The sequence below is a fragment of the Streptomyces sp. UF-297 genome (genome assembly GCF_058245575.1).
This window is the reverse complement of the sequence record NZ_JBSIBZ010000007.1, coordinates 57,537-84,449: the sequence shown is the minus strand read 5'-3', so window position 1 is coordinate 84,449 and position 26,913 is coordinate 57,537. Positions and strand designations below refer to the sequence as shown.

Here is a 26,913-nt window from a genome sequence, read left to right as displayed (position 1 = left end):
CGACCCCGAGCGTCCGAGCGCCCTGTTCCAATACGGCCCGCACCTGGCCGACTGGGACGTTGTCCAGCGTGGGCGGCCGCCCGCCGGCCGGACGTCGCCTCAGCGCCTGGCCCCGGCCCCGGCCCTGTTCCTACCGGCGCTGCCACCGCCGCACGCTCTCGGCACGGATGTCCGTATCCCCGCGATCTCGGCGTGAGAGCGGCTCTGCCCGAACAGTTCGGCCGCGCGCAGTCGGCCGGGCCCCGGCCGACTGCGGTCGCGTCAGCGGCGGAACGCAGACGTCGGAAACCACGGGCTGCGCAGCAGAAGACACGCCGAGACTCCCACCGCCGAAGCCCCTGCACCACCCACAGCACTCACGAAAGGCTCAGTAGGGTCTGCCGGTGGATCAGGGCCGGGCAGACCCTGGTCGAATCACCCGCGCGGCGGCTCGAATGCCCGAGCGCCCAACCCCTTGGACATCGGGGTATAGGGAATGGTCACGGTGCTCAGGGAAGCATGGCCGAGGGAGAGCCGCTGTCGCCCGGCGAAGGATTCCAGCACCATGGCCTCGTCACTCATGACCTGTTCGGAGCAGGTGGCGTGGGTGGTGGCCGCGACTTCGGAGAAGGTGAGCACATCGCCGTCGACGGTGTAATCGCCGGAGAACATGTTGCATCCGGCCTTGCCCCGCACCGTACCGTCGCGGTCGAGCGTGAAGTACACCTCGTCACCCGCGGCAAGGTCCGGCCCATTGCTGTCTCCGCGACTCGCGTAACTGACGCGCCATTTGGTGCCGATGAGCGGTACGGGCCGCCCGGCCTCCACCTGAATCCCCTCGGCCCCGCCCTTCTTCACCAAGAACCGCACCTCTTTGGAGTCCGACCAGACAACGGGCTTGGCGGTGAGGGTGCCGGTGAGGACGCTTTTGAGATAGCGGTCGAACTCCTCGGCCCTGCGGTCGCACCGGCGGTCGGTGATGTCGAATGCGCCGAAGGTCACCGTGGCGCCGCGTACGGTCGCCGACCCGCGAAAGGCGTCACACCCATAACTGCCCGACACCGTCCCGTCGTTGTTCAGCTCCAGCCACGCCGTGCCGCGCGGCGCATCGGTCATCCCGCCGTCGGGACCCGCCAGAGTCACGCTGTAGATATTCCAGTGGGTACCGACGAGGGGATGCGTACGGGGAGCCGCTGACGTGGCAGAGGATGTCGCCTCGGAGGGCTCGGCAGCGCTGCTCTCACCTCCCTTGGCACGGCCGCCGGTATCGGTGCCGCACCCGGCGAGCGCCAGCAGGACCAGGGCGGCAGCCGGTATTGCCGTACGTCGTAATCCCATGCCAGGGGAAACGAGGCGGGATGGACTCCGGTTCCCGGCGTACGGCCGTCATCTGTGTAGAGGTGAACTGCGCGCGTATCCAGAAACCTTGCGCATAACGGGAGATGAGGCCGTCGCGGACGAGGGGCCCTGCGAACTCGCCGTGTTGCGGGAGAGATTGCGTGGCCCACGGCGAGTGGCGGCGCGGGCGGCGGTGATAGTTCTGCTGTCGCTGCATGGCCTGTCACCTGCGCAGATCGCGGATGTGGGGGCCCGTAGCCCAGGCGCTGACCGGGCGGCCTGTCTCAAGTCCGGCGGGAGCCCATCTGCTCGCGCAGGATGTCGCTGTGGCCGGCGTGGCGGGCGAATTCCTGGATCATGAGCAGGTAGATCCATCGCAGGCTGACGGCGCCGAAGGCAGGGTGCTGTCGCGTGGCGTCGAGGTCGATGTCCGCGGCGATCGCTCGTGCGCGGTTGCTGGCGCGCTCGAATTCGGCGATCACGTCGGCGACCGTTTCGTTGTCGCCCACCAGGAAACTGGCCTCGCCCACCATCGCGCCGTCGCATTCGGATTCCGGCAAACCTCCCAAGATGTGCTGGAACCACTTCCTTTCTGCGAACGCGGCGTGTTTGACCAGCCCGATCGACGTCGTCATGGACGGGACGAGACGGCGGCGGGACTCTGCTTCAGACAGGCCGCGCACCGTATCGATCAGTTCGGCCCGCGTGTGGTCCAGCATGTATTCCAACATCTGGCGCTCGGGGCAATCGGTGATACGAGTCGGGGTGTTCATGTCGTGTGTTTCCTTCCGTGGACAGCGTGGGAGTTCACGATTCCGGTCGACTGGGCTGTTGGTGTCTCCGGCCGAACGGCCGTATTGAGGCGATGGTGCCCAGCTTCGGTGCGGCGGGCGATGACGCCGGATCCAGCGAGACGGCCAGGAGGCGGCGACGGTCTCGCTTGCTTGCGGGCCAGTGGGGCCGAGCCGACCGATGCGGTGTCGCGCACGAATCGGATGCCGGCCGGGGATTCCTGGCCGGCAGGGATGTCGTCGACGGCCAGCATTCCGGCCACCGAGACGGCAAGACCGGCTTCTCCTCGGACTTCGCGTCCGGGCTGCCGCAGAGGCCCTGCCGGACACAACTCTACCTCGCCAGACGACATGAGTCCGTCCCAGATGGTCGCCCCCATCCACGGTCGATACCGACAACGAGCAACCCTGGTCGGATCACGCTGCACGCACCACACGCCGCCAACGCGACGTGCATCGACGTCAGTTGAAGGAATCGGTCGTGGGCGCGCGCTGCGCCAGGGGCCGTGAAGGGGGAGGTGGCGGGTTGGTGCGGCCTGGTTCGACCAGGAAGCCCAGGCTCAGCAGCGTTGGCGTCGGTGCGTGGCTATACGGGCCGCGGCGCAGGCTGTTCGTACTCTGGCATGTGTCACCACCGTTTCCGCTGCGGGTCCAGCGCCTGCGTGTTGGGCGCGGGCCGGGTGCGGTGAGCAGACCGGCGCACGAGCGGTGGCTGCGGAGCAGGCCGGAGGCGAAGGTGGTCGACACGCTGCGGATGGAGTCAAGGGTCTTGGTGCTGGCCTGAGTTGCGTCGCGCTGCCCGTGTTGGCCCGGAGCCGTACGAGGAAAATCGCCGCCCTCGGTCGATGAACGTCCACTCCGGCGTGCCGTCGAGGGCGGCGAGCCGCTCGCGCACGGCACGGGAGCGCGCGGCATCCGTCACCTGCCGGTGTGCCTTTGCGTGCGTCGTGGCGCCACTTGCCGACCGCGTACAGCCGGCCGTCGTCGCCGAGGCCGAGCAGGACTGCCGAGAACGGATCGCTCGTGCCGTAGCCGATCCCGCAGCAGCGCCCTGGCGCATCGGCCACAGCACGTCGGTGACGTGCTGCGTCTTGTCGTACGCGTCATGGATTGTGCCCTCGGCGACGCCCCACGCCCCACGTGCCCTGCGACGTCGCCTTCGCCGTTGTCGGTGTGTGGCTCGACAACCTTGGCCTCGACACAATCCGGCGCGGCGTCAAAATCGCTCGGGTGCCAGGTCGTGGTGCAGGCTCTCCGGCTCCGTGTCGTTGTCGCCGCTGTCGTGTCATGACGGCGGCGGAGGTTCTGACGCTCCAGCTCACTCCGTTACGGGCAGGCACTCGGAGAGCAGGTCGACGACGTCGCGCCAGGCTCGCTGAGCGTGCTGTGGGTGGTGGCCGACGCCGGGGAGCACGGTCTGGTCGACCGGCGGGTGGTGGAAGGCGTGCAGGGCGCCGCCGTAGACCGTAAGGCGCCAGTCGACGCCCGCGGCCTGCATCTCGGCGGTGAACGCGTCCCGTTGCGCGGGCGGCATGATCGGGTCCTCCGACCCGACCCCGGCCCATACCGGGCAACTGATGCGCGCCGCCTCGCCCGGTCGGCCCGTGGTCAGTGCGTTGATGGTCCCGATCGCCCGCAAGTCGACGCCGTCGCGCCCGAGTTCCAACAAGATTGCGCCCCCGGTGCCGTAGCCGATACCGGCGATTCGGTCGGGGTCGGTCCGCGGTTCGGCGCGCAGCACTTCGAGCGCCGCGTGGCCGATGCCCCGCATCCGGTCGGGGTCGGCGAGCAGCGGGGTCGTGTGCGCCAGCATCTCCTGCGGGTCGGTGAACCAGCGCCCGCCGTTGATGTCGAAGGCCAGCGCCACGTAGCCCAGTTCGGCGAGGGCGTCGGCCCGGCGCCGCTGGAAGTCGTTCAGGCCCGTCCCCTCGGGCCCGATCAGGACTGCGGGTCGGCGGTCGACACCGGCGGGGAGTGCGAGGTGTCCGATCATCGTCCGGCCGTCGGCCGGGTACTCGACTGTGCGCGTGGTAATCGTCGTCATGAGTCCGGACTGTAATGATCGTTGAACTCGGTCGGGCCGATCTTCACTGTCGGCAGAACAGCGCGGGTACGGGCCCGTGGGTGGCACTGTGGGAGGCTCTGACTCTGGTGGAGCACGTCGACACCGATGCGAACCAGGCGCTGGCCATCGCCACCTTATTGAGGAAGTCCTGTCTGACCCACAGCCACTTTGCCTGAGGCGGCCGTGCCGGTCGCGGATAGAGGAAAGGGCACGCTCCTGAGACAGCACCTCGGCGACAGAGCGCCGCCGCACGGCATGCGTACGCGGCTGCGGAGTGAAGACCGTACGCCGGTCCACGCGCCTGTTGTATTCGTGAAGGTGCCCTGGGGCGCTCAGTGCGCTGCGAGTGGTGGGAATTTTGCGGTAGCCAAGGGGCACACCGCACCGGGGAGGTGAGTGGTTGGGGAAGGGCCTTCTATGGTGGTTGGTTTGTAGGCCGCCGGGCGCCATCCTGCCGCTCTGTGGGGCGGGCGGAGGATCTGGGGCGTCCCCAAAGAGTTTGCCGACCTCACCTGGGCCGATCACACTCCACCGCGATCGTGAGGGATTCGCAGACCGTCAGGGCCTCGGTCAACGCACCGAAGGGGACGAGCGGGTGGGATCCGGGCAAAAAGAGGCCAGGGCGGAGAAGAGGCATCGCCACCGAGGTGATCGGCCTGGTCTTGTCGTGATCGTGGTCGCGGCGAGTGTGCACGACTACGCCATCGGGACAGCCCTGCTGGACAGAGTCGGCGCGAGCGTGCCGACGGTGGCCAAGGTGTGGGTGGATGCCGGATTCAAGGAGGTCGTCGTGGAGCATGGCAGTCGCTTCGGCATCGACGTTGAGATCGTCCAGCGCGAACCGGGGGCGAAAGGGTTCACTCCGCAGTCGCAGCGATGGGTGGTCGAGCAGACTCTCGGCACCGTCATGCTGCACCGGCGCCTCGTGCGTGACTGCGAGACCAGGCCGGCCAGTTCGCTGGCGTGGATCGACTGGTCCATGAGTGACCTCGTGCTTCTCCGCTTCACCCGCACCTTCACCGCGACCTGGCGCGCCCCGCCCGCCCCACCTCCCGCGCCCCGACGAGCAGGAGCGCCGGTGAGGCATCTCCTGGACAGGAGCGAGGCCCGGCAGCAGTGGGTATGCGAGACGGCCGGGAGGCTGCGTGAGCAGATCGTGCTCCTCGCTGGACAGTTCGCCGCCGTCGAACGCACCCTGGAACGCCTGGGCATCACCCGCGCGACGATGCCAGGACTGGCCACCGAGGACGGCATCGAACCGCCCGAGCCGCTGCCGCCCGGCTACCGCGAAGTCCTCGCCGCCTTCGAACAGGTCGGGCACGGGTTCCGCGTGAAGGAGGTCTGCCGGATGCTGAGTATCGGCACCGAGCCGCGGTACACCGAGAGCGTCTGCGCCAAGGTGAAACGCCTGGCCGACCGGGACATCCTCGCCGAGCCCGAACCCGGCCTGGTCACTCTCACCCAGCCGGCACCGGCCGCTCCAGTCGCCAACTCAGCCTGGACCCAAGGATATCCATGACCCGTGTGATCTCCGTCATCACTGCCGCTCACGCTCCCTACTCAAGGTTTCTGAGCGAGGCGTCCGCGTCCGTAACCGATCAGCGAATGCCCCATGGATGGGACTGGCAGTGGGTCGTCCAAGAGGACGGCGAGACAGGCACCATTGCAGAGTCCCTTCCCCATGACCCGCGGATCAGTCCAGGATCCGGGCGTGCCGGAGGCCCGGCGGTTGCCCGCACGTTGGCCCTGGCCCGCACGGCGGGCGAGCTGGTGCGGAGCCTGGATGCCGACGACACGCTCCTTCCCGGGGCACTGGCCAGGGACATCGAAATTCTTACCACGTACCCGGAGTTGGGCTGGGTGACCTCGCAGGCACTTTCGCTGCTCCCCGACGGGTCGACGAAGCGATGGGAGCCGCCTGCGCAAGGCCCCATCACAAGAGATGCTGTGCTGCGGCACTGGGTGGAGACCGACGGGCACCCCCCGGTGGTGCCGGGCACGCTGTGCCTACGCCGCTGCCTGCTACTGGCCCTGGGCGGCTGGATGGCACTCCCCGGTGTGGAGGGCACGGGACTGCTGCTCGCCGCCAGTACTGTCTCCGACGGATACTTCATTCGCGCACCCAGCCTGCTCTATCGCCAGCACGCAGAGCAGACAACAGCACAGCCGTACCACGCCGACCTGGGGCGACGGGAGGAGCTCGGGCGCCTGATCGTCGCCCGTGCAGCGGCACTGCGCCAGCTCGTGATGCAACACGAGATGCCTTGGACTCACCCCGAAGACGACGATCCGGCCGGATAGCCGGCGGTCTATCGACCGCTCTATGCACGCTCGCCGGTGACTACCTGGCGGAGCGAGCGCACATGAACATCGTCCCGTCTCCCCAGCCAGGCAGAATCGCCGGGGTCGAGCAGCCGGCCCCATGCAATGGCGTCGTCCTCGTCCAACAGATCGTCTTCGGTCAGCTTGGCTACATGCGCACTGAGCGCATCGAGCACATCGATCATCACCTTGCCACCGGGAGGCACTGGGTGATCGATGACGTAAGGAACCGACATGACGTTGCGCAGTCCCGCCCGTCGCAACGCCCCGCACCAGCCGTACGGCATCGGCACTGCCCCCGGTAGAGCCTCGCGTCGCCGCGCGAACCTGCGATCCTGCGCCACCTCCACCCGAGCTTCCAAGCCGGGCCTGCCGAGGCCGACATCCCATGGGAGGAACCGCATCGGCAGCCCGCCCTCGCAGATCGCCAGATGGCCGCCGGGAGCGAGTGCCGTGGCCAGCATATTAAGGGTCCCCTGCTGGTCGGCGGTGTGATGGACCACATGAGAAGCCCAGATCAGGTCCGGGGCACCACCGACCGCCTCGTGGAACGCCTCCTCCCCGTCCTCCAGGCGAAGACTGGCGAACTGGACGCCGGTGAACCCGCGCTCGGCCGCCAGCCGCCGAGCATGCGCCAGCAGCGCCTCTTCCCCGTCCAGACCCACCACCCGCGCGTCCGAGCCAGCAGCCTCGCTCAGGGCTAACGCCATGCCCCCGGCGCCGCAGCCCACGTCGACCAGAAGTCCGCGGCCGGGCGCCAGCCGTGCGGCCACCTCGGCCATCCAGGCAGCGTCCCGCCGCGACGCCCGGACCAGCGATGTGACCTCCTCAGACCAGTCCACATCCGTCTCGCGGACCTCCTTGGCATCACTCATCCCGCTTCCCCCGGATCGGTAGTCTGTTGACGGCGGATGGGACGGATGGCTAGGCCAAACTCGGGAGTCAACTCCGGCCCTGGGAAGGGCAGTTGACGAAGCGTCTGCTCTGTCTGCCCGCGCCGAGCCCGCTGGAAACGTACGCCGCCCGCTTCGACGATCCGCGGGAGCACATCACCACCGCTGCTTTGGAGGGACTCACTCCCGAGGAGCAGGTGCAGATTCTGCGCAATGTGGAGCGGTGCGCACCGCGTACCCGTCCGATCGTGAAGCCCTCGAATCGGATACCCCGCCCTCAAGCACTACGACTCCGCCGAGCGCTCGCAGAATAACCACTCAAGTGCTGCGACCCGCCTGGGCCGGCACAGTCCCGGCGATCCTGACGCCCTCGCTGATACTCCCGGCCTACCCGCCGCATGGCCATCACGGTGATGACCTCTGACGGGCGGTTCCTGATCCGCGCGGGCACAGGATCGGCGGCATGGCGATGCGGCTCGTGCGGTTTACGACGCAGGCTCGGGACAATTCCGTGCTCGGCCGGTTCAGGTGCAGGCGCTCGGCAGCAACGTGAACAGCCGTCGAATGGCCGTCTTTTCGGCCACCGCGTCGTGGCTGCTCCGCCGCGGGCCGCATTCCGGGCTTCGCTGCGCTACCGGATCGCCCCGACGTCGGCGCGGCGACCGTGAGCACGACGAACGCGCTACCGCCGTTGGCCGGACACGCGTCCGCGTAAGAGTGCGCGACCGGGCCGCAGCCGCCCTCGGTCGGCCGGTGTACCAGGTCGCGGCTCATGGGCGTACGCATAGCCGAACTCGTCGTTCAGGTACACCTCGTGGGCGTTGAGGCTGGTGGTGAGGGGGTGCCGCCAAGGGAGCCGCAATGCCCGACGCACGGCACAGGCGGCAGAGATGTTTCGCGGCGCGCTGCCCACCACCGTGTGGGGAGACTGACAGGCGGCTCTTGAAACCGGCGGTCACTGGCTATCTCGCCCTCTTGTGTGGGGCAGCTGGCCCACTCCCGCCGTCGGCACCGCTTGCCGGGCGAGTGTCGAGGAGCCGCAGCAGGAGGCAGACCCGTATCCAGGGCTTCCTGGTACGTGGACACGTAGAGGCGGACCGTGGACTCGCTGCCGGGGAAGCCCGGCGCGGCGATCTCCCGGAACAAGCCCGCTACGTTGTGCCGGCCTTCGTTCCAGCGCCGGTGCGGATAGCTCTGATGGGGAGCAAGGATGTCGGCGCGCTTCGGCCAGGTCGGGGCTGTCTGCTGCCGGGTGGCGGCGCGGGCGTAACTCCGAACGGCACTGCACCGGACTCAGCGTCGTCCTCGACCGCTTCTGCCACACCGTCGGCGAGCTGCTGCCCAACGGCGAGCCATGTCATGTGGACGATGCCCTGCTCCGGGTTCCCAAGGGCCGCGGCAATCTCGTCACCGCCCATCACCGGGACCCGACCACTGGCGAGGCGTACTCAGGAACCGGACGTCACGCAACTACGCGCACGCCCCGGGCGTGTTCCGGGGCATGCGACGTCTGAGTGCGGTGTGCGGGGTTCGGTGTCTGGCGTCCGGTCTGTGGTGCTGGGTGCGGCGGCTGTGAGGTGACCTACCAGGTGACGGGGAGTTCGATGGCGCCCTGGAAGGAGTCGCCGGGCTTGAACGGGATCTCGTCGGGCGGGACGGCGAGGCGCAGGCCGGGGATGCGGGTGAAGAGGGACCGTAGGGCGATCTCGGCCTCGGCGCGGGCGAGGTTCTTGCCCAGGCACTGGTGGATGCCGTAGCCGAAGGCGAGGTGGTGGCGGGCGGGGCGGCCCAGATCCAGGGCGTCGGGGGAGGGATAGACGGTAGGGTCGCGGTTGATCAGGGACGAGGCGAGCACCACAGGGTCCCCGGCGCGGATGGTGTGGCCCGCTACGTCGATGTCCTCGACGGCCACGCGGTAGATGCCGTCCACGACGGTCAGGAACCGCAGCAACTCCTCGACGGCGGAGGGGAAGCGGGCGGGGACAGCGCGCAGGGCGGCGAGCCGGTCGGGGTGTTCCAGGAGCGTGTAGGTCCCGAGCGAGATCAGGTTCGCGGTGGTCTCGTGACCGGCGACCAGCAGGACCATGGCAAGAGGCACGAGTTCGTCGGTATCGATGGCATCGACGGCGGGGTCGTGCAACCCGCTCGGGTCGTTGTCGGCTGTGATGTGCTGGATGAGAAACTGGTCCAACAGCCCGTCGATGTGGCCGGTTTGGGAAAGAGGGCTGGAAGCGGACCTGGATGCGCTGCACTCATGGGATTCGTTGGACCGAGATGTGGCTGCGCGCGCCATGCGGGACCGGTGGGTCTGACGGGACTGTTTGTGAGCGATGAGGTTGGTCAGATAGGACTCCAGGTTGCTCCGGGCGGTGGCCGCCTCGTCGGACGTACCTCCGCGCAGCATGAGGCGCGAGTTCTCCTCGAAGTACGCGTGGTCCTCGTACGGAACTCCCAGCAGCGCGCAGATGACCCTGGACGGTATGGGCAGGGCGTAGGACGAGACGAGATCGGCCGGAGGGCCCTGCCGGAGGACGGCGTCCAACTGCCGGTCCACGATGGCCTGGATGGGCTGCCGCAGCGCCGTGATGCGCCGCACACTGAAGCTGGGGATCAGTATGCGACGTTGGTGGTGGTGCTGGGGGGTGTCGACGCCGAGCAGGGGCGTGACGACGTTCCGGAACTTCTCGAAGCGGGCGGTCGGTATGGGGAAGGACGGGTGGCGGGAGTCGGAGGAGAGGCGGGGGTCGGCGAGCAGCCGGCGGGCCTCGGCGTGGCCCGTCACCGCCCACACGGTGCTCCCGTCGTAGAACGTGACCCGGGCCAGGGGACGTTGCTCGCGCAGGGGTTGGTAGGCGGCGGGAGGGTGATAGGGGCAGGAACGGTCCTGGGGATAGGCCGGGTACGTGGAGCCGTCACTCACGATGCACCTCTCACAAGTTCACACGAGTTCACATGAGAACCTCTGAACTCGTCTGAACTGACCCGTTCCACTTCATGTAATGTGCAAACATCGCCTATGCGAGATTCGGTCGGTTCGCGATCGCTTGGTTTGCGATCCAGGACTTCGGTGGCGTCATGGCGTGACGTCCGGCTCTTGGCGATCTGCCAGGGCAGCGGTGCAACCCCGAACGTGACAGGTCTGGGCTGCAAGCGCATGGAGCTTTCGGCACTCCGTGACCCGGGTGGAAGACCGTGCCCGCTGACGCAACATCGCCGATCCTGCCTGCACTTGACCGGCCCCGTGAGCACCCCGAGGTGCTGCCCGAGGAGGGCCCGCGGCTGCTGAAGCGGCTGTCCGGGGCGTCCGGCCCATGTGTTCCGCGCGGGGTACGCCACTGCCTGGCCACGGACGATCAACATCGACGCCACTCGGACTACGGCTGGCAGCCGGTCCGGACCTGGTACAGCAGCGCGTTGACGATCTCCCGCATGGCGTAACCGTCTTCTTCGCCCTTTTCGCCCGCCGCCAGGCCACTGCCCCCAGCCCGCTGATCCAGCCCTCACTCTTGCGCAACCGGGGCTTCGTCTCCGGCCTCATCCTGGGCATCGCCTTCTTCGCGGCCGTCGCCGGGCTGCTGTACGTGATCTCCCTGTACCTCCAGGGCGGCCTGGGCTACTCGCCCCTGCGCACCGCCCTGACGGGCAGCACGCCCATGGCCGCCGGGATCGTCATCGCCTCGATCGCCTGCCACCAGCTCATCGGCCGCCTCGGCCGCACCCTGATCCTGATCGGCCTGCTCACCACCCTGGCCGGCGCCTTCGGCCTGTGGGCCGCTGTCCACACCGCCGGTACCGCGAGCAGCCCGGCCGCGATCATCCCCGCCGTCCTGGTGATCGGGCTCGGTATGGGCACCTGCTTCGGCACCGTCTACGACATCACCCTCGGTGATGTCACCCCCGCCGAAGCGGGATCCGGCGCTGGATCCCTGACCGCGGTACAGCAGCTCGCCAACGCTCTCGGCGCCGCCGCTGTCACCACCGTCTACCTCCACATCCCCGGCCCCGCCCACGCCATGACCCGCAGCCTCCTGATCGTGGCCGGCATCACCCTCGGCTGCTGCTGCCTGGTCCGCCTGCTCCCCAGGAAGGCCCAGCCCCAACACCACTGACCCACACATCACCAGCACCGACCAGCAGAAAGAACCAAGCTCATGATTCTGATCACCGGAGGCCGCGGCGCGGTCGCCACCCACCTGACCACCCTGCTCCACCGCGACGGGCTGCCCGTCCGGGTCGGCTCCGCCAACCCCGGAAAGCTCACCCCGCCCGACGGTGTGGAGACGGTCCGCCTCGACCTCACCGACCCGGGCACCTTCCCCGCCGCCCTGGCCGACGTCACCACCGTCTTCCTCTACGCCAGCCCCGACCGCATCGCCGATTTCGTCGACCACGCCCACCAGGCCGGAATCCGCCACATCGTGCTGCTGTCCTCATCGAGCGTGCTCGGCCCAGACCCCGAGAGCGACCCGCTCGCCGCGTCACACCTCGACGTGGAGCGCGCGCTGCTTGCCTCGCCGATCACCACCACGATTCTGCGGCCGGGCTCCTTCGCTTCCAACGCTGGAGGGTGGGCCTGGCCCATCAAGACCGGCCGGCCCGTCAGCCTGCCCCTCCCCGGCGCCCACAGTGATCCCATCCACGAAAAGGACGTCGCCGAAGCCGCCCACGCTGCCCTCACCGACCCGCGCCACCACGGCGGCCAGTTCACTCTCACCGGCCCCGAATCCCTGACCTTCGCCGAGCAGATCGACCAGCTCGCCGCCATCACCGGCCATCCCATCTCGATCAACCACGTCACCCGCGAGGCATGGAAGCAGGAGATGGCCGACTACATCCCCGCTGCCTACGCCGATGCCCTGCTGAACTGGTGGGAATCCAACGACGGCAAGCCCGTCACCCTCACCCGCACCGTCGAAGAACTCACCGGCCACTGCGCCCGTCCTTTCACCACCTGGGCCAGCGACCACATCAGCGACTTCACCACCTCCTGATACCCGACGCGCATGCCCAGCCGCCCGGCGGCCCAGCAGAAGCAAGATCAGAAATTCCACCGACTGCGATCCCGCCCGCATGCGCCAGATGACTTCCCGTCAGGTGTCCGCGGGCGGGGACACGAACGAGCCACCGGCACTGTGATCAGGGGGAGAAGCCTGACCGTCGCGCCCGCGCCCACCATTGCCCCGGTCCGGGCGGAGTCCTCGCCACGGAGGCCGGACCGGGGCCGGCCCGTGTGCGCGCCCCGTGTCCATGCGGACAATTGCCACCCGTAACACCCTTCGGTCCCTGCCGAAGCGACCGGTTCTTAGGCTGCCCACCATGAACACAGCACCTCCCAGCACCCTGCCCGTGGAGACAGCCGTCACCCACCTGGAGATCGAGCCGAGCATCCTGTACTTCGGGACGCCAGTGGTGCTCCTGTCGACAGAGAATCAGGACGGCTCGTTCAACCTCGCCCCGATATCCTCCGCATGGGCACTCGGACAGACGGTTGTGATCGGACTGGGCCGCGAAGGGCAGACCGCGTACAACCTCGACAGCAGACCCGACCTGGTGATCAGCCTGCCGGCTCCCGCCCAGTGGCCGGTCGTGGAGCGGCTGGCGCCACTGACCGGCCGGAACCCAGTGCCCTCGACCAAGGCCAAGGGCTGCCGCTTCGAGCCGGACAAGTTCGCCGCAGCCGGCCTGACCGGTGAACCCTCCCACCTGGTCCGGCCGCCTCGCGTCGCCGAGTGCCCCATCCAGCTGGAGGCCCGTGCCGAGCGGGTGCAGCCGGACGTCTCCGGAGGATTCGTCATCGTCGAGGCCGTTGTACGCAAGGTCCACGCCGACTCCCGCATCGTCGTTCCCGGCACCGACCACATCGACCCCGCCGCCTGGAGCCCCCTCATCTACAACTTCCGCCACTATTTCGGACTCGGTCCAGAACTCGGCCACTCCTACCGCACCCAGACACCCCACAGCTCCGAGGAGCCTGCCGCGGAACTTGCGCTCGTTGGCACCGAGCCCAACCGATAAGAGCCGCCCTTGTCCGCGTGAACTACGTGGGATCGCCGTGCCCGGGAGGGGCCCGGCGCCGGGTTGCACCGCCAACTCGGGACGCTTGACGAGACTGCGTACCGGCCGGAGCACTGGCGAGCAAGAGCACCGGCATCCAGGATCGTTCGGTTAGGAGTTGGTAGCCCCACTTGGTTGTGGGCTCGGTCCGAGACGCGGGCGCACCTGACGGCCGGCCGGGTGTGGGCGGCTCCGGTCCAGTCCGGGCACGATCGCACCGAGGGTCGGCGCGTGCCTGTCGGGACGGTCGTGCCGAGATGAGGGCATTCGCTGTGTGCGGATCGGCGGGAACTGGGGGAATAGCAGCGCCAGTTGCGAGGTTGCGGTGCGATATGAAGTTGGGCATCTCGACGTTCGTTACCGACGAAAGCATCCGGCCCGATGTGCTGGGGCGCGCGCTGGAAGAACGGGGTTTCGACTCGTTGTTCGTGGCCGAGCACTCTCACATCCCCCAGGGGACAACGGCACCCGACGGAACAGCGCTTGCGCGGGAGTTCTACCGGTCGCTCGATCCCTTCATCGCTCTGACCGCCGCCGCCTCGGCCACCCGGGCCCTGCGGCTGGGAACCGGCATCGCCTTGCTGGTCCAGCGCGACGTCATCCACACCGCCAAGGAGGTTTCCAGCCTCGACCTGCTCTCCGGTGGCCGTACGATCCTCGCGGTGGGGGCGGGATGGAATCTGGAGGAAATGCGCAACCACGGCGTAGACCCCCGTACGCGAGGCCGTCTCCTGGACGAGCAGCTGACCGCCCTGAAGAGTATCTGGACCCAGGACACGGCCGAATTCCACGGCGAGTACGTCAGCTTCAGCCCGATGCACATGTGGCCGAAGCCCATCCAGCGGCCGCACCCGCCGCTCTACATTGGCGGCCATAGCCCCGCGGCCCTGGCCCGGGTAGCCGCGCACGGTGACGGCTGGTTCCCGGTCAGTGCCACACCCGCGGAGGTTCGGCGGGTACGCAAGTCGCTGGCCGAACAGGGGCGGACCGACGTCATCATCAGCGTGGGGGCCGAGCCGGAACGGGGCGTCTTGGACGAGTACGCCGCGGCGGGGGCGGACCATGCGACGTTTCATCTGGAGAGCATGGCGGAGTCCGCCATGCTCCGGAAGCTCGACGAACTGGCTGCCCTGATCGACTACGACGGCGAGGGAGAGTCAGCGTCGTAAGGACCCGTCTGGAGGTGTGTGCGCGTGGCGGGGCGGAGGCTTCGGACCAAGACGATCGATTCGCGCAGCTTGAGCCCCAGTGGTCCACGAGTCGCGGACCGGGGCGGAGCAAGTGCACGCCAGTTGCCATGTGGTGGGGTCCACACCGAGAGTGCCCACACCTGATGGAATAATCGTCTGCATGACGACAACTCTTGAGGGTGTCTACGCCACCGTCCGTAACATGCTGTCGGGCATCGAAGGGCTCGACGGCGCGGACATCGTCGGCAACGGCCCGCGCGATGCCGGCTTTCCCCATGCCGAAGTCCGCGGTGGCGCCGTCCACTGGGTGGTGGTGGAACGCAACGAGGTGGTGGAGCGCCGTACAGCCGGAGACCTGGACGAGTTTCTGTACTGGGCGGCGCTGTACACCACCCGTGACGCCGCCTCCCGCTGGGAGCTCGACCACCGCGGTCTGCTGTCCGGCTGCAGCGACACCCGCGTGGGGTGGCTGGCCAAGCAGATCCAGCTGCTGAGACTGGTCCGGCCCGAGTGGGCGGACAGGTTCCGGGCGCAGATCCCGCAGCAGTGTCCAGGAGTACGCCTTGAGGACGTGGACGCCTATCCGGTTGGGGGACGGGCATGAGGCTGTGGCGGCGCGGTCGTGGGCGCGAGCAGGAGCAGGCGCGGTCGGCGGGGGACGTGGAACAGTGGGACCGGTTCGGGAGCCCGCTGGGAAGGTTCGCGTACCCCGAGGGAACGCCGTTCGCCCAGCGTTCCCTGCCTCCCCTCTATGTGGGGTGCGGATACCACGTGTACACCTGGATCCGACCATGGACGCAGGAGGACGCCGAAAAGTACGGCTTCATCCAGGGAGGCAAGGTCGCTCCCTGGTTCGAACAGCCCGGGGGTGGAACGCAGTTCATGCTCCCGGAGGGCATCTCGGTGCAGTGGCTCATCGACCAGGGCTATATCCGTGAGGAACCCGTGCGGTGATCGGAGCCGATTGCCGATGAACCGGAGCCGATTGGCTTCCTCGGCTCTCCTGCGCGTGGCCAATGCGCGATCGTCGGATGGACCATGGTCAAGGGGTGGCGATGTCATATGGCGGTAGGTGCCGTGCTCATCTGCTGGTTCGAAGGCTTCGGACCCAGATGATCGCTGCGCGGAGATGGAGTCCGGCGAAGTAGCCCTCGGGGGCTTTGTCGTAGCAGGCGGCGAGGCCGCGTCACACCTTGATCTTGATGATGCGGCGTTCAACCGTGTTGCGATCTTTGTAGAGCTCGGAGCTGTGAGCAACGGACGGGCCGTCCGCCCCGCCGGTCTGTCCTCTTGCGGTTCGCGGCCTGGTCGGCCTTCTCCGGGATGACCGCCTCGATGTTCCGCCTTCGCAGGTGAGCACGGTTGGCGCGGGAGGAGTACGCCTTGTCGTCGGCGACCGCGTCGAGCCGGGTGCGCGGACATCCGACCAGGCCACGAACCCTGATCTCGTCCAGGACCGGGACGAACCGAGGGCTGTCAGCGGCCTGCCCCACGGCCAGGACGAAAGCGAGTGGGTGGCAGTGCGGGTCGGAGGCGAGATGGATCTGCTGGTCAGGCCGCCGCGACGGCTACCAGGAAGCGAAACGGTTAAACGTTCTCCGGCAATAGGGCCATATCCACGGGCTGCCCTGCGAAGGGCCAACCGGCTGACGTTCGAAGGCACTGCGCAGCAGCGCCCGGCGTGACCTTGAGGTGGGCCGTCCCGGAATCCGCGTTGAAGCAGTGGGATACCTCCCAGCCCGCTGTGCTGAGAATGCTGCGCGACGCCGGGTTCATGACTTTCTGCGCTGCGGAGCCGAGGACCACGGCCTCAGAGTCAGGCCCTCCGGCCGGATGACTTACTGCATCAGGGCCGGGCTGGACATCCAATGGACGTACATCCTTGCTGGCTCGTCGCTGGCCGGGCGACGGGACGGCAGCCGATATCTCCAGGGCTGTGACACGGACGGGATTTGTCACCGGCCCGCGCCTATATCTTGGGCCTTCGACCTCTGCCGGGCAGAGGCCGTGAGCTGCCGGTACCCGATCACCACACGAACCAAGACCGCGGATATGGCGGCACCGGCTACAGCGAGGGCACCTCGTTCCCACCACGTTACTCCGGGGCCTCGGGCGGTGAATGCCCCGATCAGCATGCAGGGCCCCGCCAGGAGCAGCAGGAACACTCGCCAGTTCGTCCATTGGGACCAGGACTGTCGTTGATGACCGTCAAGGTCTATGGGAAAGATCCAGGCGGCAAGCCGCATGGAACGTGATGGCGTGGAATTGTGTGGTCGGGCACCGTGCATGGAATCAAGTGTCCCAGACGGCGCAAATCGGAAGATGAGGTGTGAGATCGGTAGCTTGCGCGGACAGGCCGTAACACGGGTCCGACGATGCCCGCTCCGCTGTGGTCGCGCCCGGCGATTCGGCTCAATCATCTCAATCATCGATTCCAGTGCTGACAGGCCACGGGTCCAGCAATATTGGCAAGGTTCCAACTCACGCGTCACGGCTCACATGCGCAGGTCGACTACAACGTTCTGGCCGACCAACTAGCGTGGCTGAGCGGCCAGGCATAGTGCTGAGTCACAGAAGGCCACCTGCACGTCCGGCGAATCCCCACGTGAGCGAACCCGTTCGAGACGCTGTGGGGGATCGTGGCGCCATGGACGGCATGGTGACGAACCGAAAGGTCCATGCCGCGTAGAAGGCCAGGGCATCTCCGTGCCAGCACCCCTGGCCGCCGCCGAACGCCAGGTGCGAAACCGGTCATCGACGGCTTGTCCTCGTGCGCACTGTCCGAGATCATCCGTCTCGAGCGCACCCGCAGCTATCTCCGGCCAGGAGACGTCGGCGCGGCCGTGTGCCGGTGGAAGGGAATACGTCCACCAGCCCGAACGCGATCTGCGGCACGACTACGAGTGGGGCAACGTGCACTGGTACTGCTGCGGTAATCCTCTCGATGCCCGCGCTCTCCTCGACAGCGTGATGCTGACTATGACGCGTCAAAGTGCCCGCGAACTCCGAAAGGTGGTCAACCGGTCTGACGCCGTCTGGAATCGAACCGGAAGATAATGATCAAGCTCAGTGCCGATTCCGGGTCGGGGCAGAACGGTGCAGCCGTAGGCGCTGAGCGCGATACGGCGTTCGGGCATCGTCTCCGGGAGCAGTCGGCAGGCCCGTACGTCCAGTAGCGGACCGGCCTTGACCCTCCACCCCGACTCTCCGCTGACATCCCGCGCCAGGATGACCGCAGGGGTGCGGCCGTCGGGGTCCCGGCGCCCGCCGGGCAGTGCCCACTCCTCGCACTCGCTCTTCAGCAACAGCACCCGGCTCTGCGCGTCCAGGACGACGCCGTCGACGGAGACGGGCCAGATGGGGGCGTGTACGCCATCGCAGTTCTCGAAGGGTGCGGCCGGTCATGGGGGATTGAAGGCGAAAACGCCTGCCACGCACGATCAGCCAACTCACCCCGGCGCACCACCCCAGCATCATCAACCCTCCATGGACACCGACCGGGCCCCTGACACCGACCATGTCTCCGGCGTGGTCGGTGTCAGGGCCGTGACAGTCGTGTGTCTGGTCCGTCGGCGAGTGTGGCCGTAACGACCGCCAGGAGAGGAAATGCGATGAGTGAAATGGCTGCCTTGCCGAACAGTCTTCCCATGGAGCGGGACGCGGGTCCCTTCGACCCGCCCCGCGGCATCACCCGGCTGCGTGAGGCTCGCCCTGTCAGTCCCCTGGTCTTCCCCGATGGTCACGAGGGCTGGCTCGTTACTGGTTACGAGGCCGTGCGTCAGCTGTTGGCCGACACCCGGTTCAGCTCCCGCCAGGACATCGGGATACTCCACATTCCGTACGAGACACCCGGCATGCCCGTCGCTACCGAACCTTCCCCGCAGGAGCCCGGCCTGTTCATCAGCATGGACCCGCCGGACCACACCCGGCTGCGGCGCAAGCTCACCGGCGCCTTCACCGTCAAGCGCATGAAGCAACTCGAAGCGCACATCGCCGACATCGCCGAGCGGCAACTGGACAAAATGGCGCGCCTGACCCCGCCGGTCGACCTGATCGAGGAGTTCGCGCTGCCGGTGCCCGCGCTGGTGATCTGCGAAATGTTGGGTGTTCCTTATGCGGACCGGAAGACCTTCCAGGGAAACTTCGCCAAGTTCATGGAAAAGGAGGTGACGCTGGAGGAGAAGATAGCCGCGTACACCGGCCTGACCACGTACCTTGGCGATCTGGTCACGAGCAAACGCGCCGACCCGAGCGAAGACATCTTGTCCGACCTGGCCCGCCATGACGACCTCACCATCGAGGAGCTGATCGGCATCGCCTTCCTGCTGATGCTCGCGGGCCACGAGACCACCGCCAACATGCTGGGGCTCGGCACCTTCGCGCTCCTGGAGCATCCCGAGCAGCTGGCCGAACTGCGCGCCAATCCGGATCTGCTGCCCGACGCCGTTGAGGAACTCCTGCGCTACCTGTCCGTTGCCGATGTCTTCTATCGCTACGCCACGGAGGACATCGAGCTGGGTGGGGAAACAATTGGCAAGGGATCGACCGTCGTTGTCTCCTTGCTGGCTGCCAACCGCGACCCGCAGCGCTTCGACAACCCCGACACCCTGGATTTTCACCGCAAGGCCCGCGGTCACCTGTCCTTCGGCCACGGCGTCCACCAGTGCCTCGGCCAGCAATTGGCCCGCATCGAGATGCGCGCCGGTTTCGCCAGCCTGCTGCGTCGCTTCCCGACCCTCGAGCTCGCCGTCCCTGCCGGCGAGGTGAAACTGAGGACCGACATGAATGTCTATGGCGTCCACGAACTGCCGGTCACCTGGACGGAAACGGCCCGGTAGAACCGTCGGGCGAGCGCGTCACTTGTGTGAGGAGGTGCCTTTAAGGCCTGTCTTGTGGGCATTCCGGCGGCCGAGTTCCTTACCGCTGGCTCCGGCTCTCGTTCTGTGGAGCGTAACGCCATAGGAACTGGTTCGGCAGCCGTGGCTCGAGGACCGCGTCATTCCGCTGCCCCTCCCCATGGACATCGCCCAGGCTGACGAACTCCGCAAGGAGAAGGGGCACTATGTCGGCCCCTACAAGACGGTGACGCTCCGGTGGCTCCTTCAGCCCGGACGCAACGAGCCGTACTACATCTTCGGGACCGGCGACCGAGACGGTGGATGGAACTTCGTCGGCATCTGCAGCCAGATGGTCCAGTACGTGACCAACTGACTCACGGCACCGCTGCCCCGCCCCTCCTGACGGCTTCGTTCGGGAGTGGCTCCGCACGAGCAGTTCGGGCCCCGCCATGCGGGGCCCACTCTGCTGTCACCGCCTTCGCCGTGCTGAACAGGCCACGGCCATATCCAGATGCCGGGGAATCTCAGCGGCCGGGGAGGCTGCCGCCGCCGTCCACGCAGAGGGTCTGGCCGATGACGAAGCCCGCGTCGTCACTGAGCAGGAAGCGGACGGCCGCGGCGACCTCCTCCGGGCGGCCGAGTCTGCCCACCGGGATCGACCGGAGCACCTGGGCCTCCGCCTCGCTTCCGACCGGCCTGGTCCTGCGGAACAGCTCGGTCTCGATCGGGCCGGGCGCGACCGCGTTGACGGTGATCGCGCGGTCGGCGAGCTCCAGTGCCCACGTCCGGGTCAGCCCAACCAGTGCGCTCTTCGCGGCGGAGTAGCTGCTGCGTCCCCGTGCGCCGAAGACCGCCCGGCTGGCCACATTGACGATCCGGCCCCAGCCTCGTTCGACCATGCCGTCCAGGAAGGCCTGGGTCACCTGGACCGAAGCGCGCACGTTGAGGTCCAGCACCTTCTGGAGGTTTTCCAGGCCGACCTCGCCCAGCGGCTCGGGCAGCGCGATACCGGCGTTGTTGACCACCGCGTCCACCTGGTGGTCGCGGGCGAGCGCCAACAGTGTCGCCTGCGTGCGCGCCACGTCAGTGAGGTCGCACGGCACCACCCTGCCGGGGAAGTCGCCCGACGCGGCGGACCGGGCGATCCCCAGGACTTCGGCCCCCTCATCCGCGAGGCGGCGGCTGACAGCCAGTCCGATCCCTCGCGTGGCTCCCGTGACCAGTACCGTTCTTCCACGCATCCGATGCTCCGATCCGGGCTCGACCAGTGTTGCCGGCGGCACCGCCCGCCCGGTACGGCGTGCCGCGCCCGGCGCACGCTACACCGCGGCACGCGACCGCATCCCGCCTGGGTGCGGGACGACTTCGAGCCCGCCCACCAGCACATCGCCGCCCGAGGCCGGCCCCGAGGCGGTGCGCTGCCGCAGTCCGGCCACGGGCAGTGCGGAGCCGAAGACCGAAGCTGCCGACCGGCACCCGACCCGCCCGTCCATGCCGTTTCCCTTTCACCACCATCCATGCGGGCGATCGAGCGGAACGCCATTCAGAGTGACGGCAGTTGCCGATGCGGACACGGGCGTCGTGAGCACCGCGTTCGCGGCGGACGGGCGCTGTAGTGGTGGAGGCCACGGCCGTGAGCACCGCCTTCTTGATCATGCACGGCCCAACAACCGCGCATATCTGGCAGTTAACGGGCCATCGGCGGCAGTTCGTTGGCTCCCGTGCCTGACATGGGCGGCCGGCATCGAGCGAGGCGGGCCGAGCGGCGATTCATGATCACAGCCGCACTTGGGCGGCACCGAGTATGGCCAAGTACCTCGAAGGGGGCTCAGAATGCAAAATGGAGCTGTAACTCCCCACCTCAGCGCAGATATCCTGGTGCGGGCTGCAGAGTGGTACGGCCCTGCGCGTGATGTGACGCTAACTCAGCACTGCTTGCGAGGAGCGACCTTCCATGGCGGTCTCGGACGGATTGCATGTCAGCCCCGAATTTCCCGCGATGATCGAGCGGATTGACGCACTCGGCGGGGTGCTTGACGCGGACGCGGACGCGGCCGAGGAACTCGGCAGACTCACCGAGGACACCGCGCGGGCATTACTGGACGCTGGGGTCGTGGGGGCCGCACTGCCGCAGAACCTCGGCGGCTACGAGTTCTCCCCGCACCAACTGATGGAGACGGTCGAGCGCGTCAGCTACCACGACGCTTCGGCCGGTTGGACGATGATGGCGCTGCAGTTGACGACCGGCACCACTGCGGCCTATCTCGATACCGTTGCGGTGGCCGACTTGTTTCCGGATGTCGCAGGCGGGGGCCACGCGTTGTTGGCCGGGCACGGCACCCGGCCCGGCCGAGCCGTCCCGGTGGAGGGCGGCTATCTGGTGAGCGGAAGTTGGCAGTTCGCCTCCGGTATAGCGCACGCCACCCATATCCACAGTGCGATCCAGGTCGAGGGAACCGGGGAGCTGCGGGTGCTGGCGATGCCGAAGTCGCAGGTGGAACTCGTCGACAACTGGGACGTGCTCGGGCTGCGTGCGACGCACAGTATCGACTACCACTGTGCCGATGTGTATGTCCCGGCGACGCACACGTATCTTGCCACAACGACCACCCCGGCCAACGGTGGCGCGATCTATCGCCTCGGCCTGGTCAACATGGCCGCAATCGGGCACACCGGTTGGGCATTGGGTGTGGGGCGGCGCCTGCTCGATGAACTGAAGTTGGTCGCCGCGGCCAAATCCGGCACGCCTAACGCCGCCGTCGACACCGCGCAGTTCCACGCGGAGTACGCGACCGCCGAAGCCAAGCTTCGTTCGGCGCGGGCGTGGGCGACTGAGGTGTGGCAAGGCATCGAAGTCACCCTGGACGCAGGCGAGGTGACGAGTACCGAGCAGGACACGCTGCTCAGGCTGGCGCTCAACCACACGACGTGGACCGTGCAGGACGTGGGGCGGACGGTGCACCGATGGGCGGGGACGGCAGCGATCCGGCGTGGGCCGATCGACCGATTCCTGCGCGATCTCGGCACAGGTACCCAGCACATCACCTCAAGCCCCACGGTCCTGCAGAACTGCGGGAAATGGCTCAGCGGCGCACAACCCCAAGCACACTGGAAATTTCTCGACCTGACGCCGTGACCAACAGGTCGGCGAATGTGCACCGGCACGAAAGGGGGGAGCCGACGAGCCGGCCCGTGCTGCGACCCGCGCTCGGCGTTGCGGCAGGAACTAATGCAATCTCTACCGAGAACCGCTGCCTCTCCTCTGATCTCCAAACGCCGCTCAGCAGTCTCTGACGCTACCGTGGCGCTGCGTTATGGAGGGGGCCATGGCCAACCATGGCTGGTAACTACCCTCAACCAGGCGAGCCTTGAGCCGTGGCGGCGGAGTGCGAAAGGGACGCTCATGACAGTCAAGGCCGGACTCGAAGGCAATGTATTCGACCTCGATGCCCTCGCTGAACTGTTCGCTGAAGGCGAGCCGCGCGTAACCAAAGAAGCTGACGGCTACTACTTGGCCTGAGCTCAGCTGGAGGGTCTCATCGATGATGGCGGGCGGCTCTTGGCAAAGGGGTCTCAGCTGCTGCGGCGCATCATCGGCGTCGCTCGCGCCCTGGATAGTTCTTCCGCCCGGTGACCTTGAGCGGCCAGTTCATGGACACTCGAGGCGAGGGCAGGCGTCGCCATGTTGTCGCTGTAGAGACCGCAGAGTAGCGGCCCGGGCGCTGCGGCCGTCGGCGTGCGAATCGGCCAAGGCACGGTGGATGGTCGGCCTGCCGCGGCGGGTGGCGCTGCGGTCCATGATGTCGTCGTGGATGAGGGCGAAAGCGTGGAACATTTCCAGCGATGCCGCGACCTTGAGGACGGGTTTCATGCCGTCCTGGCCTCCTGCAGCTTGCCAGCCGGCCACACACAGCACGGGGCGCAGACGCTTGCCGCCAGCACAGACGAAGCCGCGCAAGACCTCCCAGGCTGTCCAAGTCCGCCATCACCCTCACTCGAACACCCGAATTCGGCCAGTTCCCGTCCACTCACATGAGCGATAAGCGAGCGATGCTGCTGGGGCGCTGTTCCGTCGCAGCGGAGATGTCTCTGGATCTTGGCCTGAGCTGCTGGTTCGCCAAGTGGATCGAGAGCAATCCTCGCCGGATTCTCAACGGACGTGGCTTCGGCGGAATCTCTGATGGCCGTCCGTTGTCCTCGGCTGGGTCTTGCACCATGGTGGGGTGATAAACACCGGAGCAGAGCCGGTCGAACACGATGACCGATGGATCTTGAATCTCCGAGGGTGGGGCGTTGCTGGGATCACTGTCGACTACCGCCTCACGCTGACCCTCGACGAAGGTTGGGAAGTTCAACTCGAAGCGCCTGCTCGGCTCTCATTCGGGCCGGCCCACACCAATCCCGGCGTGCTTCTGGTGCCGGAGACTCAGGACGTGGCCGCAGCCCTCCCGCTCTTCGGGACGAAGGTTGTCTCTGCGGTCGCCTTCAAGTCCGGCACGCTTCGGATGGTGTTCGAGGATGGCGCGCATCTGACGTGTCCAACCGATGCGGCGTTCGAGGCGTGGCAGATCACAGGCCCCAGAGGATGGCGGTTCGTGTCCCTGCCGGGAGGCGACCTCGGCTGTCCCGTCTCATCCAGCGCGTCATCTGAATGTGCCCTGACCTGCGAGGTGTCAGGTCTGGGTGAGACTCAGATCGAGGGTGACCAGTCCTGAGATCGAGGATCGGATCTGGAGGATCGGGTATCTCGTCGATCATGGCGGCTGTGTTGGCTCTGAGCTGTGGTGCGTCAGCTCGACTGAGACGTCACCGCTGGGATTCTCACCCAGCGTGGCAGTTTCGGCACGTGAGTTAGCTCCAGTAGCTGCCGCTGGTCGTTGCTGCCCCCCACGTCTGGAGCTTGAGTTGCTGCCTGCAGGAGGTGGCGGCTGCCGTCGCCCAGTCCCGGAAGGCTTCGGGGTCTCCTGCCAGGCCGTGGAGTTGCCGGGCGGACTCCTGAGCTTGGACCATCCAAGGCGCGAAAGCATCCTCGGCCAGGACGTGGTCGAAGCGTCGCCGTGCGATGGCGATCTCACCGGTCAGTCCGGCGGCAAACCCGGCGTGGTAGTTGTCCCAGAAGTAGCCGGGGCGAGGCTTCTGTGACGTCAGGAAGTCGGCGGTGGAGAGCAGATCGATGAACCTGGCCCGGTTCTCCAACGCCAGGTCGGCGGCCCGCCGCGCGAGGCTCTGTGCGTCGAGGGCGAACTGGGTGGGGTTCACGAACCGCTCGAATCCGGGCTCACGACCGCCGACGTCGAATGCCAGATGGTTTCTGTCCTGCCACAACCACATCACGCCGACGTTCAGATAGCTGCCGTCGTTCCGGCCCGGCTGGAACTCGACAATGCCCAGCCACCAGCCGTGGTCATCGATCCATGTGCGTGATCTTCCGCGCCGCTGGAGACCGAGCGGCCGGAGGACCTCGCGGGCGGCCGCCGTGACCAGGCGGGAAGCGGGGGATGCGGCTGTCATGCGGATCATTGTGCGCCGCTTTGCCGTGCGAGCTCTAGCTGTGCTGTCTACGGAGGTTGGTGCCGCGTGAGCGGCGGGTGGTGGCGCGGCGGTGGATCGAGCGAAGCAGCCCCCTCCCCTTGGACAAAGCGCAGGGCCCTCGCCGCCGGCATCACCGCAGCGAAGGCCCTTCCTCATGCGCACCGGTAGAGCCGGTCGCTCAGCGATAGACCCGCACGTAGTCGGCGGAGAAGCCGATCTCACCCCTGTCCTCGGCCTTGGGCTGTCGGCCAAAGCAGTCGCCACTCACGGACAGGTTCAGGATCAGGAAGCCCCTCCAGTCTTCGGGCACGCCCTTCTCGTCGGCGAAGACCTCGTTGCCGTTGACGTACCACTTGACCGACTTCTCGCCGTAGTACGTGCCGATGGTCACGTACGTGCCCGGTTTGATGTCCTGCTCGTTGATGTAGTCCGCCGTCGGATGGGGATTCCACAGGCGGTTGGTGAGCTCCAGCCGGTTCGGGTGGCCCGGGTGGTTCCCCGAGCGCGGGCCCGGGTGGTACTCGTAGGAGTCGATCTCACCACTAGTCCCTTCCCACTTTCCGGGCTCCTTGCTCTTCGTGCGGGCACCCCACGTCCACAGAGCCGGCCAGGCGCCTGTCGGGTAGGCATCTTCCTGGGTGGGCATCTCGACTCGGGTCTCCACGTAGTCGCCGCGCTTGACCGTGAAGCCGCGCCGGAACACGAAGTCGTCGCTGTGATCGTTGGAATCCTGGGTCGTCAGCAGTCCGGTTTTCCAACTCTCAGTAACGCCCGCGTCGTTCCGCCGGTTTTTCCTGTCCAGGCAGCTCTCTTCCAGGACCTCTTCCGTCTTCGGGTTCACCACTTGCGGCAGGGGTGCGCCGCCCGGTACGGCGGTGAACCTCGCCTGATCGTTCCCCACCTTGACCTGGTCGGGGGTGATCCGGTCCAGCTTGTTGTCCTCTACGTTGGTGGTGCCGTGGTCCGCCTCGTTGGGGCTCAAGTACTTGTAGGAGCCGCTCTTGGTGTTGTTCCACCGATTCCGGTCGATCTCCGAGCCCTTGAATTCCTCTTTGAATACCTCCTTACGGCCGGTGTCCGGTGTAGGGGTCACGGTCAGAGGCGCCGCGTTGCTGAGGGGGTACCAGTACTTTTCCCACTTTTCCCCCTTCTTTTTAAGGGCCTGGTAGTAGCCGAAGTACGTCGCTTTCGTCGGGGCCTTCTTGGGCTCGGTGGTGAAGACCTTGTTGGCGTCGTCGGAGCAGATCCGGGTCTTCTTATCGATCGAGGGGTGGTAGTCCCAGTCCCCTGGCTCGGCTCCGCGCACCGCCACCCCCACCTTCAGTACCTCGACGCACCGTTTCGTGCCGTCCTTGTTCTTGGGGACGCGCACATTCAGCGTCACCCGGACGCCGGGGGTGCGGTCGTCCTTGTAGGCCGTGAGAGCGTCCTGGACCAGCAGGGGGTCGCGCTGCGCCGCCCCGTCGCTCGCCGGTGCGGCGGGCGCTGCGGCCAGGGCGAGGAAGAGGGCCGTGCAGAGTGTGGCCGGACGATGAGGGACGGACACCGGGGTTCACCACCTGTCAGGGGACGACTGTGTGCCCTCCCACGGTGGGCAGAACCTCGAATTTCCACCACTCAGCCGGTCCATTCGGCGAAAGTGCCTGGAGGACAGCCGCAGTGAACCCGAGCTGAATCTCGACGAAGCGCTCACCACACTGGAGCGACCCGGCGCGCGGGCATGCAAGGCGTGCGACGCGGCGATGGCCCTGGTGCCGCTGCTCGGCCGCAAGCTCCGGGAGGAGCGACGGTCAGGTGGGCATCGGCTTGCGTTGTGCGGCGCGGACCGGCTTCTGGCACGAGCGGCACAGCGGGGAGCCGCCGTCGCCGTACCGGTGGGTCAGTCCCATGCACCGGGCGCACGAACGCGGC

The 26,913-nt window shown here is 67.3% G+C and carries 23 protein-coding genes and 2 pseudogenes; 13 read left to right on the top strand and 12 right to left on the bottom strand.

All coding sequences use genetic code 11. The annotated features are described in order from the left end of the window. Window positions 1–414: 414 nt before the first annotated feature. The 3 genes from AC4IJH_RS06685 to AC4IJH_RS06675 all read right to left on the bottom strand — a co-directional run bounded on the left by AC4IJH_RS06685 (window position 415) and on the right by AC4IJH_RS06675 (window position 4,152). Complete coding sequence (locus tag AC4IJH_RS06685) at window positions 415–1,317, bottom strand: META domain-containing protein (protein WP_490850596.1); 903 nt, start codon at window positions 1,315–1,317, stop codon at window positions 415–417. Window positions 1,318–1,601: 284 nt separating this feature from the next. Continuing rightward, window positions 1,602–2,090 (bottom strand): DinB family protein, encoded by a 489-nt coding sequence (locus AC4IJH_RS06680; protein ID WP_490850595.1) that lies wholly within the window; start codon window positions 2,088–2,090, stop codon window positions 1,602–1,604. 1,336 nt (window positions 2,091–3,426) lie between these two features. Further along, window positions 3,427–4,152, bottom strand: a complete 726-nt coding sequence (locus AC4IJH_RS06675; RefSeq protein ID WP_490850594.1) for a dienelactone hydrolase family protein — start codon at window positions 4,150–4,152, stop codon at window positions 3,427–3,429. A 14-nt stretch (window positions 4,153–4,166) separates the two neighbouring features. Here AC4IJH_RS06675 and AC4IJH_RS06670 point away from each other — a divergent pair, with 14 nt between their 5' ends. The 3 genes from AC4IJH_RS06670 to AC4IJH_RS06660 all read left to right on the top strand — a co-directional run bounded on the left by AC4IJH_RS06670 (window position 4,167) and on the right by AC4IJH_RS06660 (window position 6,474). After that, on the top strand, window positions 4,167–4,349 hold the full coding sequence (locus AC4IJH_RS06670; RefSeq protein WP_490850593.1) for a hypothetical protein: 183 nt from the start codon (window positions 4,167–4,169) through the stop codon (window positions 4,347–4,349). A 491-nt stretch (window positions 4,350–4,840) separates the two neighbouring features. Then, window positions 4,841–5,692 carry a transposase family protein gene (locus AC4IJH_RS06665; protein ID WP_490850592.1) on the top strand — a complete coding sequence of 284 codons (852 nt, stop codon included), beginning with the start codon at window positions 4,841–4,843 and terminating at the stop codon, window positions 5,690–5,692. Beyond that, window positions 5,689–6,474, top strand: a complete 786-nt coding sequence (locus AC4IJH_RS06660) for a glycosyltransferase family protein (protein ID WP_490850591.1) — start codon at window positions 5,689–5,691, stop codon at window positions 6,472–6,474. Before AC4IJH_RS06665 ends, AC4IJH_RS06660 begins: the two co-directional genes overlap by 4 nt. A gap of 20 nt (window positions 6,475–6,494) precedes the next feature. Here the strand turns inward: AC4IJH_RS06660 and AC4IJH_RS06655 are convergent, their stop codons facing one another. Next, the gene (locus AC4IJH_RS06655) at window positions 6,495–7,370 is read right to left on the bottom strand and encodes a class I SAM-dependent methyltransferase (RefSeq protein WP_490850590.1); all 876 of its coding nucleotides are present in this window, start codon (window positions 7,368–7,370) and stop codon (window positions 6,495–6,497) included. Window positions 7,371–8,970: 1,600 nt separating this feature from the next. Continuing rightward, a complete protein-coding gene (locus AC4IJH_RS06650; RefSeq protein ID WP_490850589.1) occupies window positions 8,971–10,308 on the bottom strand; it encodes a cytochrome P450 in 1,338 nt (445 codons plus the stop codon). Between the two features lie 391 nt (window positions 10,309–10,699). Here AC4IJH_RS06650 and AC4IJH_RS06645 point away from each other — a divergent pair, with 391 nt between their 5' ends. The 6 genes from AC4IJH_RS06645 (at window position 10,700) to AC4IJH_RS06620 (ending at window position 15,586) form a co-directional block, all read left to right on the top strand. Next, window positions 10,700–11,497, top strand: a complete 798-nt coding sequence (locus AC4IJH_RS06645) for an MFS transporter (protein WP_490850588.1) — start codon at window positions 10,700–10,702, stop codon at window positions 11,495–11,497. 42 nt (window positions 11,498–11,539) lie between these two features. Beyond that, window positions 11,540–12,379 carry an SDR family oxidoreductase gene (locus AC4IJH_RS06640; RefSeq protein WP_490850587.1) on the top strand — a complete coding sequence of 280 codons (840 nt, stop codon included), beginning with the start codon at window positions 11,540–11,542 and terminating at the stop codon, window positions 12,377–12,379. 325 nt (window positions 12,380–12,704) lie between these two features. Next, window positions 12,705–13,403, top strand: a complete 699-nt coding sequence (locus tag AC4IJH_RS06635; RefSeq protein ID WP_490850586.1) for a flavin reductase family protein — start codon at window positions 12,705–12,707, stop codon at window positions 13,401–13,403. A 371-nt stretch (window positions 13,404–13,774) separates the two neighbouring features. Next, the gene (locus tag AC4IJH_RS06630; protein WP_490850585.1) at window positions 13,775–14,611 is read left to right on the top strand and encodes an LLM class F420-dependent oxidoreductase; all 837 of its coding nucleotides are present in this window, start codon (window positions 13,775–13,777) and stop codon (window positions 14,609–14,611) included. A gap of 181 nt (window positions 14,612–14,792) precedes the next feature. Then, on the top strand, window positions 14,793–15,236 hold the full coding sequence (locus AC4IJH_RS06625; RefSeq protein ID WP_490850584.1) for an Imm63 family immunity protein: 444 nt from the start codon (window positions 14,793–14,795) through the stop codon (window positions 15,234–15,236). After that, on the top strand, window positions 15,233–15,586 hold the full coding sequence (locus tag AC4IJH_RS06620; RefSeq protein WP_490850583.1) for a TNT domain-containing protein: 354 nt from the start codon (window positions 15,233–15,235) through the stop codon (window positions 15,584–15,586). Before AC4IJH_RS06625 ends, AC4IJH_RS06620 begins: the two co-directional genes overlap by 4 nt. A gap of 127 nt (window positions 15,587–15,713) precedes the next feature. Here AC4IJH_RS06620 and AC4IJH_RS06615 read toward each other — a convergent pair. After that, window positions 15,714–16,283, bottom strand: a pseudogene (locus AC4IJH_RS06615) (transposase); the annotation flags it as partial. Between the two features lie 1,336 nt (window positions 16,284–17,619). Beyond that, window positions 17,620–17,991, bottom strand: a complete 372-nt coding sequence (locus tag AC4IJH_RS06610) for an NUDIX domain-containing protein (protein WP_490850668.1) — start codon at window positions 17,989–17,991, stop codon at window positions 17,620–17,622. A 252-nt stretch (window positions 17,992–18,243) separates the two neighbouring features. Between AC4IJH_RS06610 and AC4IJH_RS06605 the strand changes: the two genes are divergently transcribed. Then, on the top strand, window positions 18,244–19,470 hold the full coding sequence (locus AC4IJH_RS06605) for a cytochrome P450 (protein ID WP_490850582.1): 1,227 nt from the start codon (window positions 18,244–18,246) through the stop codon (window positions 19,468–19,470). Window positions 19,471–19,648: 178 nt separating this feature from the next. Further along, window positions 19,649–19,843, top strand: a complete 195-nt coding sequence (locus AC4IJH_RS06600; RefSeq protein ID WP_490850581.1) for a hypothetical protein — start codon at window positions 19,649–19,651, stop codon at window positions 19,841–19,843. Between the two features lie 151 nt (window positions 19,844–19,994). Here AC4IJH_RS06600 and AC4IJH_RS06595 read toward each other — a convergent pair whose 3' ends face one another. Then, the gene (locus AC4IJH_RS06595; RefSeq protein ID WP_490850580.1) at window positions 19,995–20,711 is read right to left on the bottom strand and encodes an SDR family oxidoreductase; all 717 of its coding nucleotides are present in this window, start codon (window positions 20,709–20,711) and stop codon (window positions 19,995–19,997) included. Between the two features lie 78 nt (window positions 20,712–20,789). Further along, window positions 20,790–20,963: a hypothetical protein gene (locus tag AC4IJH_RS06590; protein WP_490850579.1), complete on the bottom strand. Its 174-nt coding sequence runs from the start codon at window positions 20,961–20,963 to the stop codon at window positions 20,790–20,792. A gap of 461 nt (window positions 20,964–21,424) precedes the next feature. On the opposite strand from AC4IJH_RS06590, the gene AC4IJH_RS06585 reads away from it, so the two are divergent. Then, window positions 21,425–22,606: an acyl-CoA dehydrogenase family protein gene (locus tag AC4IJH_RS06585; RefSeq protein WP_490850578.1), complete on the top strand. Its 1,182-nt coding sequence runs from the start codon at window positions 21,425–21,427 to the stop codon at window positions 22,604–22,606. Between the two features lie 573 nt (window positions 22,607–23,179). Here the strand turns inward: AC4IJH_RS06585 and AC4IJH_RS06580 are convergent. Continuing rightward, window positions 23,180–23,431: pseudogene (locus AC4IJH_RS06580) on the bottom strand (polyprenyl synthetase family protein); the annotation flags it as partial. Window positions 23,432–23,693: 262 nt separating this feature from the next. Here AC4IJH_RS06580 and AC4IJH_RS06575 point away from each other — a divergent pair. Further along, window positions 23,694–24,185 (top strand): DUF6188 family protein, encoded by a 492-nt coding sequence (locus AC4IJH_RS06575; protein ID WP_490850577.1) that lies wholly within the window; start codon window positions 23,694–23,696, stop codon window positions 24,183–24,185. A 136-nt stretch (window positions 24,186–24,321) separates the two neighbouring features. On the opposite strand, the gene AC4IJH_RS06570 is transcribed toward AC4IJH_RS06575, so the two are convergent. Further along, window positions 24,322–24,981, bottom strand: coding sequence for a hypothetical protein (locus AC4IJH_RS06570; RefSeq protein WP_490850576.1), 660 nt, complete (start codon window positions 24,979–24,981; stop codon window positions 24,322–24,324). Between the two features lie 199 nt (window positions 24,982–25,180). Beyond that, window positions 25,181–26,548 carry a glycoside hydrolase family 16 protein gene (locus AC4IJH_RS06565; protein WP_490850575.1) on the bottom strand — a complete coding sequence of 456 codons (1,368 nt, stop codon included), beginning with the start codon at window positions 26,546–26,548 and terminating at the stop codon, window positions 25,181–25,183. Window positions 26,549–26,913: the final 365 nt, after the last annotated feature.

Excerpts from the sequence above, each read along its gene's own strand:
- AC4IJH_RS06675 (WP_490850594.1), bottom strand. The coding sequence starts at position 4,152 with ATGACGACGATTACCACGCGCACAGTCGAGTACCCGGCCGACGGCCGG.
- AC4IJH_RS06685 (WP_490850596.1), bottom strand. The coding sequence starts at position 1,317 with ATGGGATTACGACGTACGGCAATACCGGCTGCCGCCCTGGTCCTGCTG.
- AC4IJH_RS06670 (WP_490850593.1), top strand. The coding sequence starts at position 4,167 with ATGATCGTTGAACTCGGTCGGGCCGATCTTCACTGTCGGCAGAACAGC.
- AC4IJH_RS06595 (WP_490850580.1), bottom strand. The coding sequence starts at position 20,711 with ATGCGTGGAAGAACGGTACTGGTCACGGGAGCCACGCGAGGGATCGGA.
- AC4IJH_RS06585 (WP_490850578.1), top strand. The coding sequence starts at position 21,425 with ATGGCGGTCTCGGACGGATTGCATGTCAGCCCCGAATTTCCCGCGATG.
- AC4IJH_RS06640 (WP_490850587.1), top strand. The coding sequence starts at position 11,540 with ATGATTCTGATCACCGGAGGCCGCGGCGCGGTCGCCACCCACCTGACC.
- AC4IJH_RS06620 (WP_490850583.1), top strand. The coding sequence starts at position 15,233 with ATGAGGCTGTGGCGGCGCGGTCGTGGGCGCGAGCAGGAGCAGGCGCGG.
- AC4IJH_RS06680 (WP_490850595.1), bottom strand. The coding sequence starts at position 2,090 with ATGAACACCCCGACTCGTATCACCGATTGCCCCGAGCGCCAGATGTTG.
- AC4IJH_RS06645 (WP_490850588.1), top strand. The coding sequence starts at position 10,700 with ATGTGTTCCGCGCGGGGTACGCCACTGCCTGGCCACGGACGATCAACA.
- AC4IJH_RS06625 (WP_490850584.1), top strand. The coding sequence starts at position 14,793 with ATGACGACAACTCTTGAGGGTGTCTACGCCACCGTCCGTAACATGCTG.
- AC4IJH_RS06655 (WP_490850590.1), bottom strand. The coding sequence starts at position 7,370 with ATGAGTGATGCCAAGGAGGTCCGCGAGACGGATGTGGACTGGTCTGAG.
- AC4IJH_RS06660 (WP_490850591.1), top strand. The coding sequence starts at position 5,689 with ATGACCCGTGTGATCTCCGTCATCACTGCCGCTCACGCTCCCTACTCA.
- AC4IJH_RS06635 (WP_490850586.1), top strand. The coding sequence starts at position 12,705 with ATGAACACAGCACCTCCCAGCACCCTGCCCGTGGAGACAGCCGTCACC.
- AC4IJH_RS06570 (WP_490850576.1), bottom strand. The coding sequence starts at position 24,981 with ATGACAGCCGCATCCCCCGCTTCCCGCCTGGTCACGGCGGCCGCCCGC.
- AC4IJH_RS06600 (WP_490850581.1), top strand. The coding sequence starts at position 19,649 with ATGGACATCGCCCAGGCTGACGAACTCCGCAAGGAGAAGGGGCACTAT.
- AC4IJH_RS06605 (WP_490850582.1), top strand. The coding sequence starts at position 18,244 with ATGAGTGAAATGGCTGCCTTGCCGAACAGTCTTCCCATGGAGCGGGAC.
- AC4IJH_RS06630 (WP_490850585.1), top strand. The coding sequence starts at position 13,775 with ATGAAGTTGGGCATCTCGACGTTCGTTACCGACGAAAGCATCCGGCCC.
- AC4IJH_RS06590 (WP_490850579.1), bottom strand. The coding sequence starts at position 20,963 with ATGGACGGGCGGGTCGGGTGCCGGTCGGCAGCTTCGGTCTTCGGCTCC.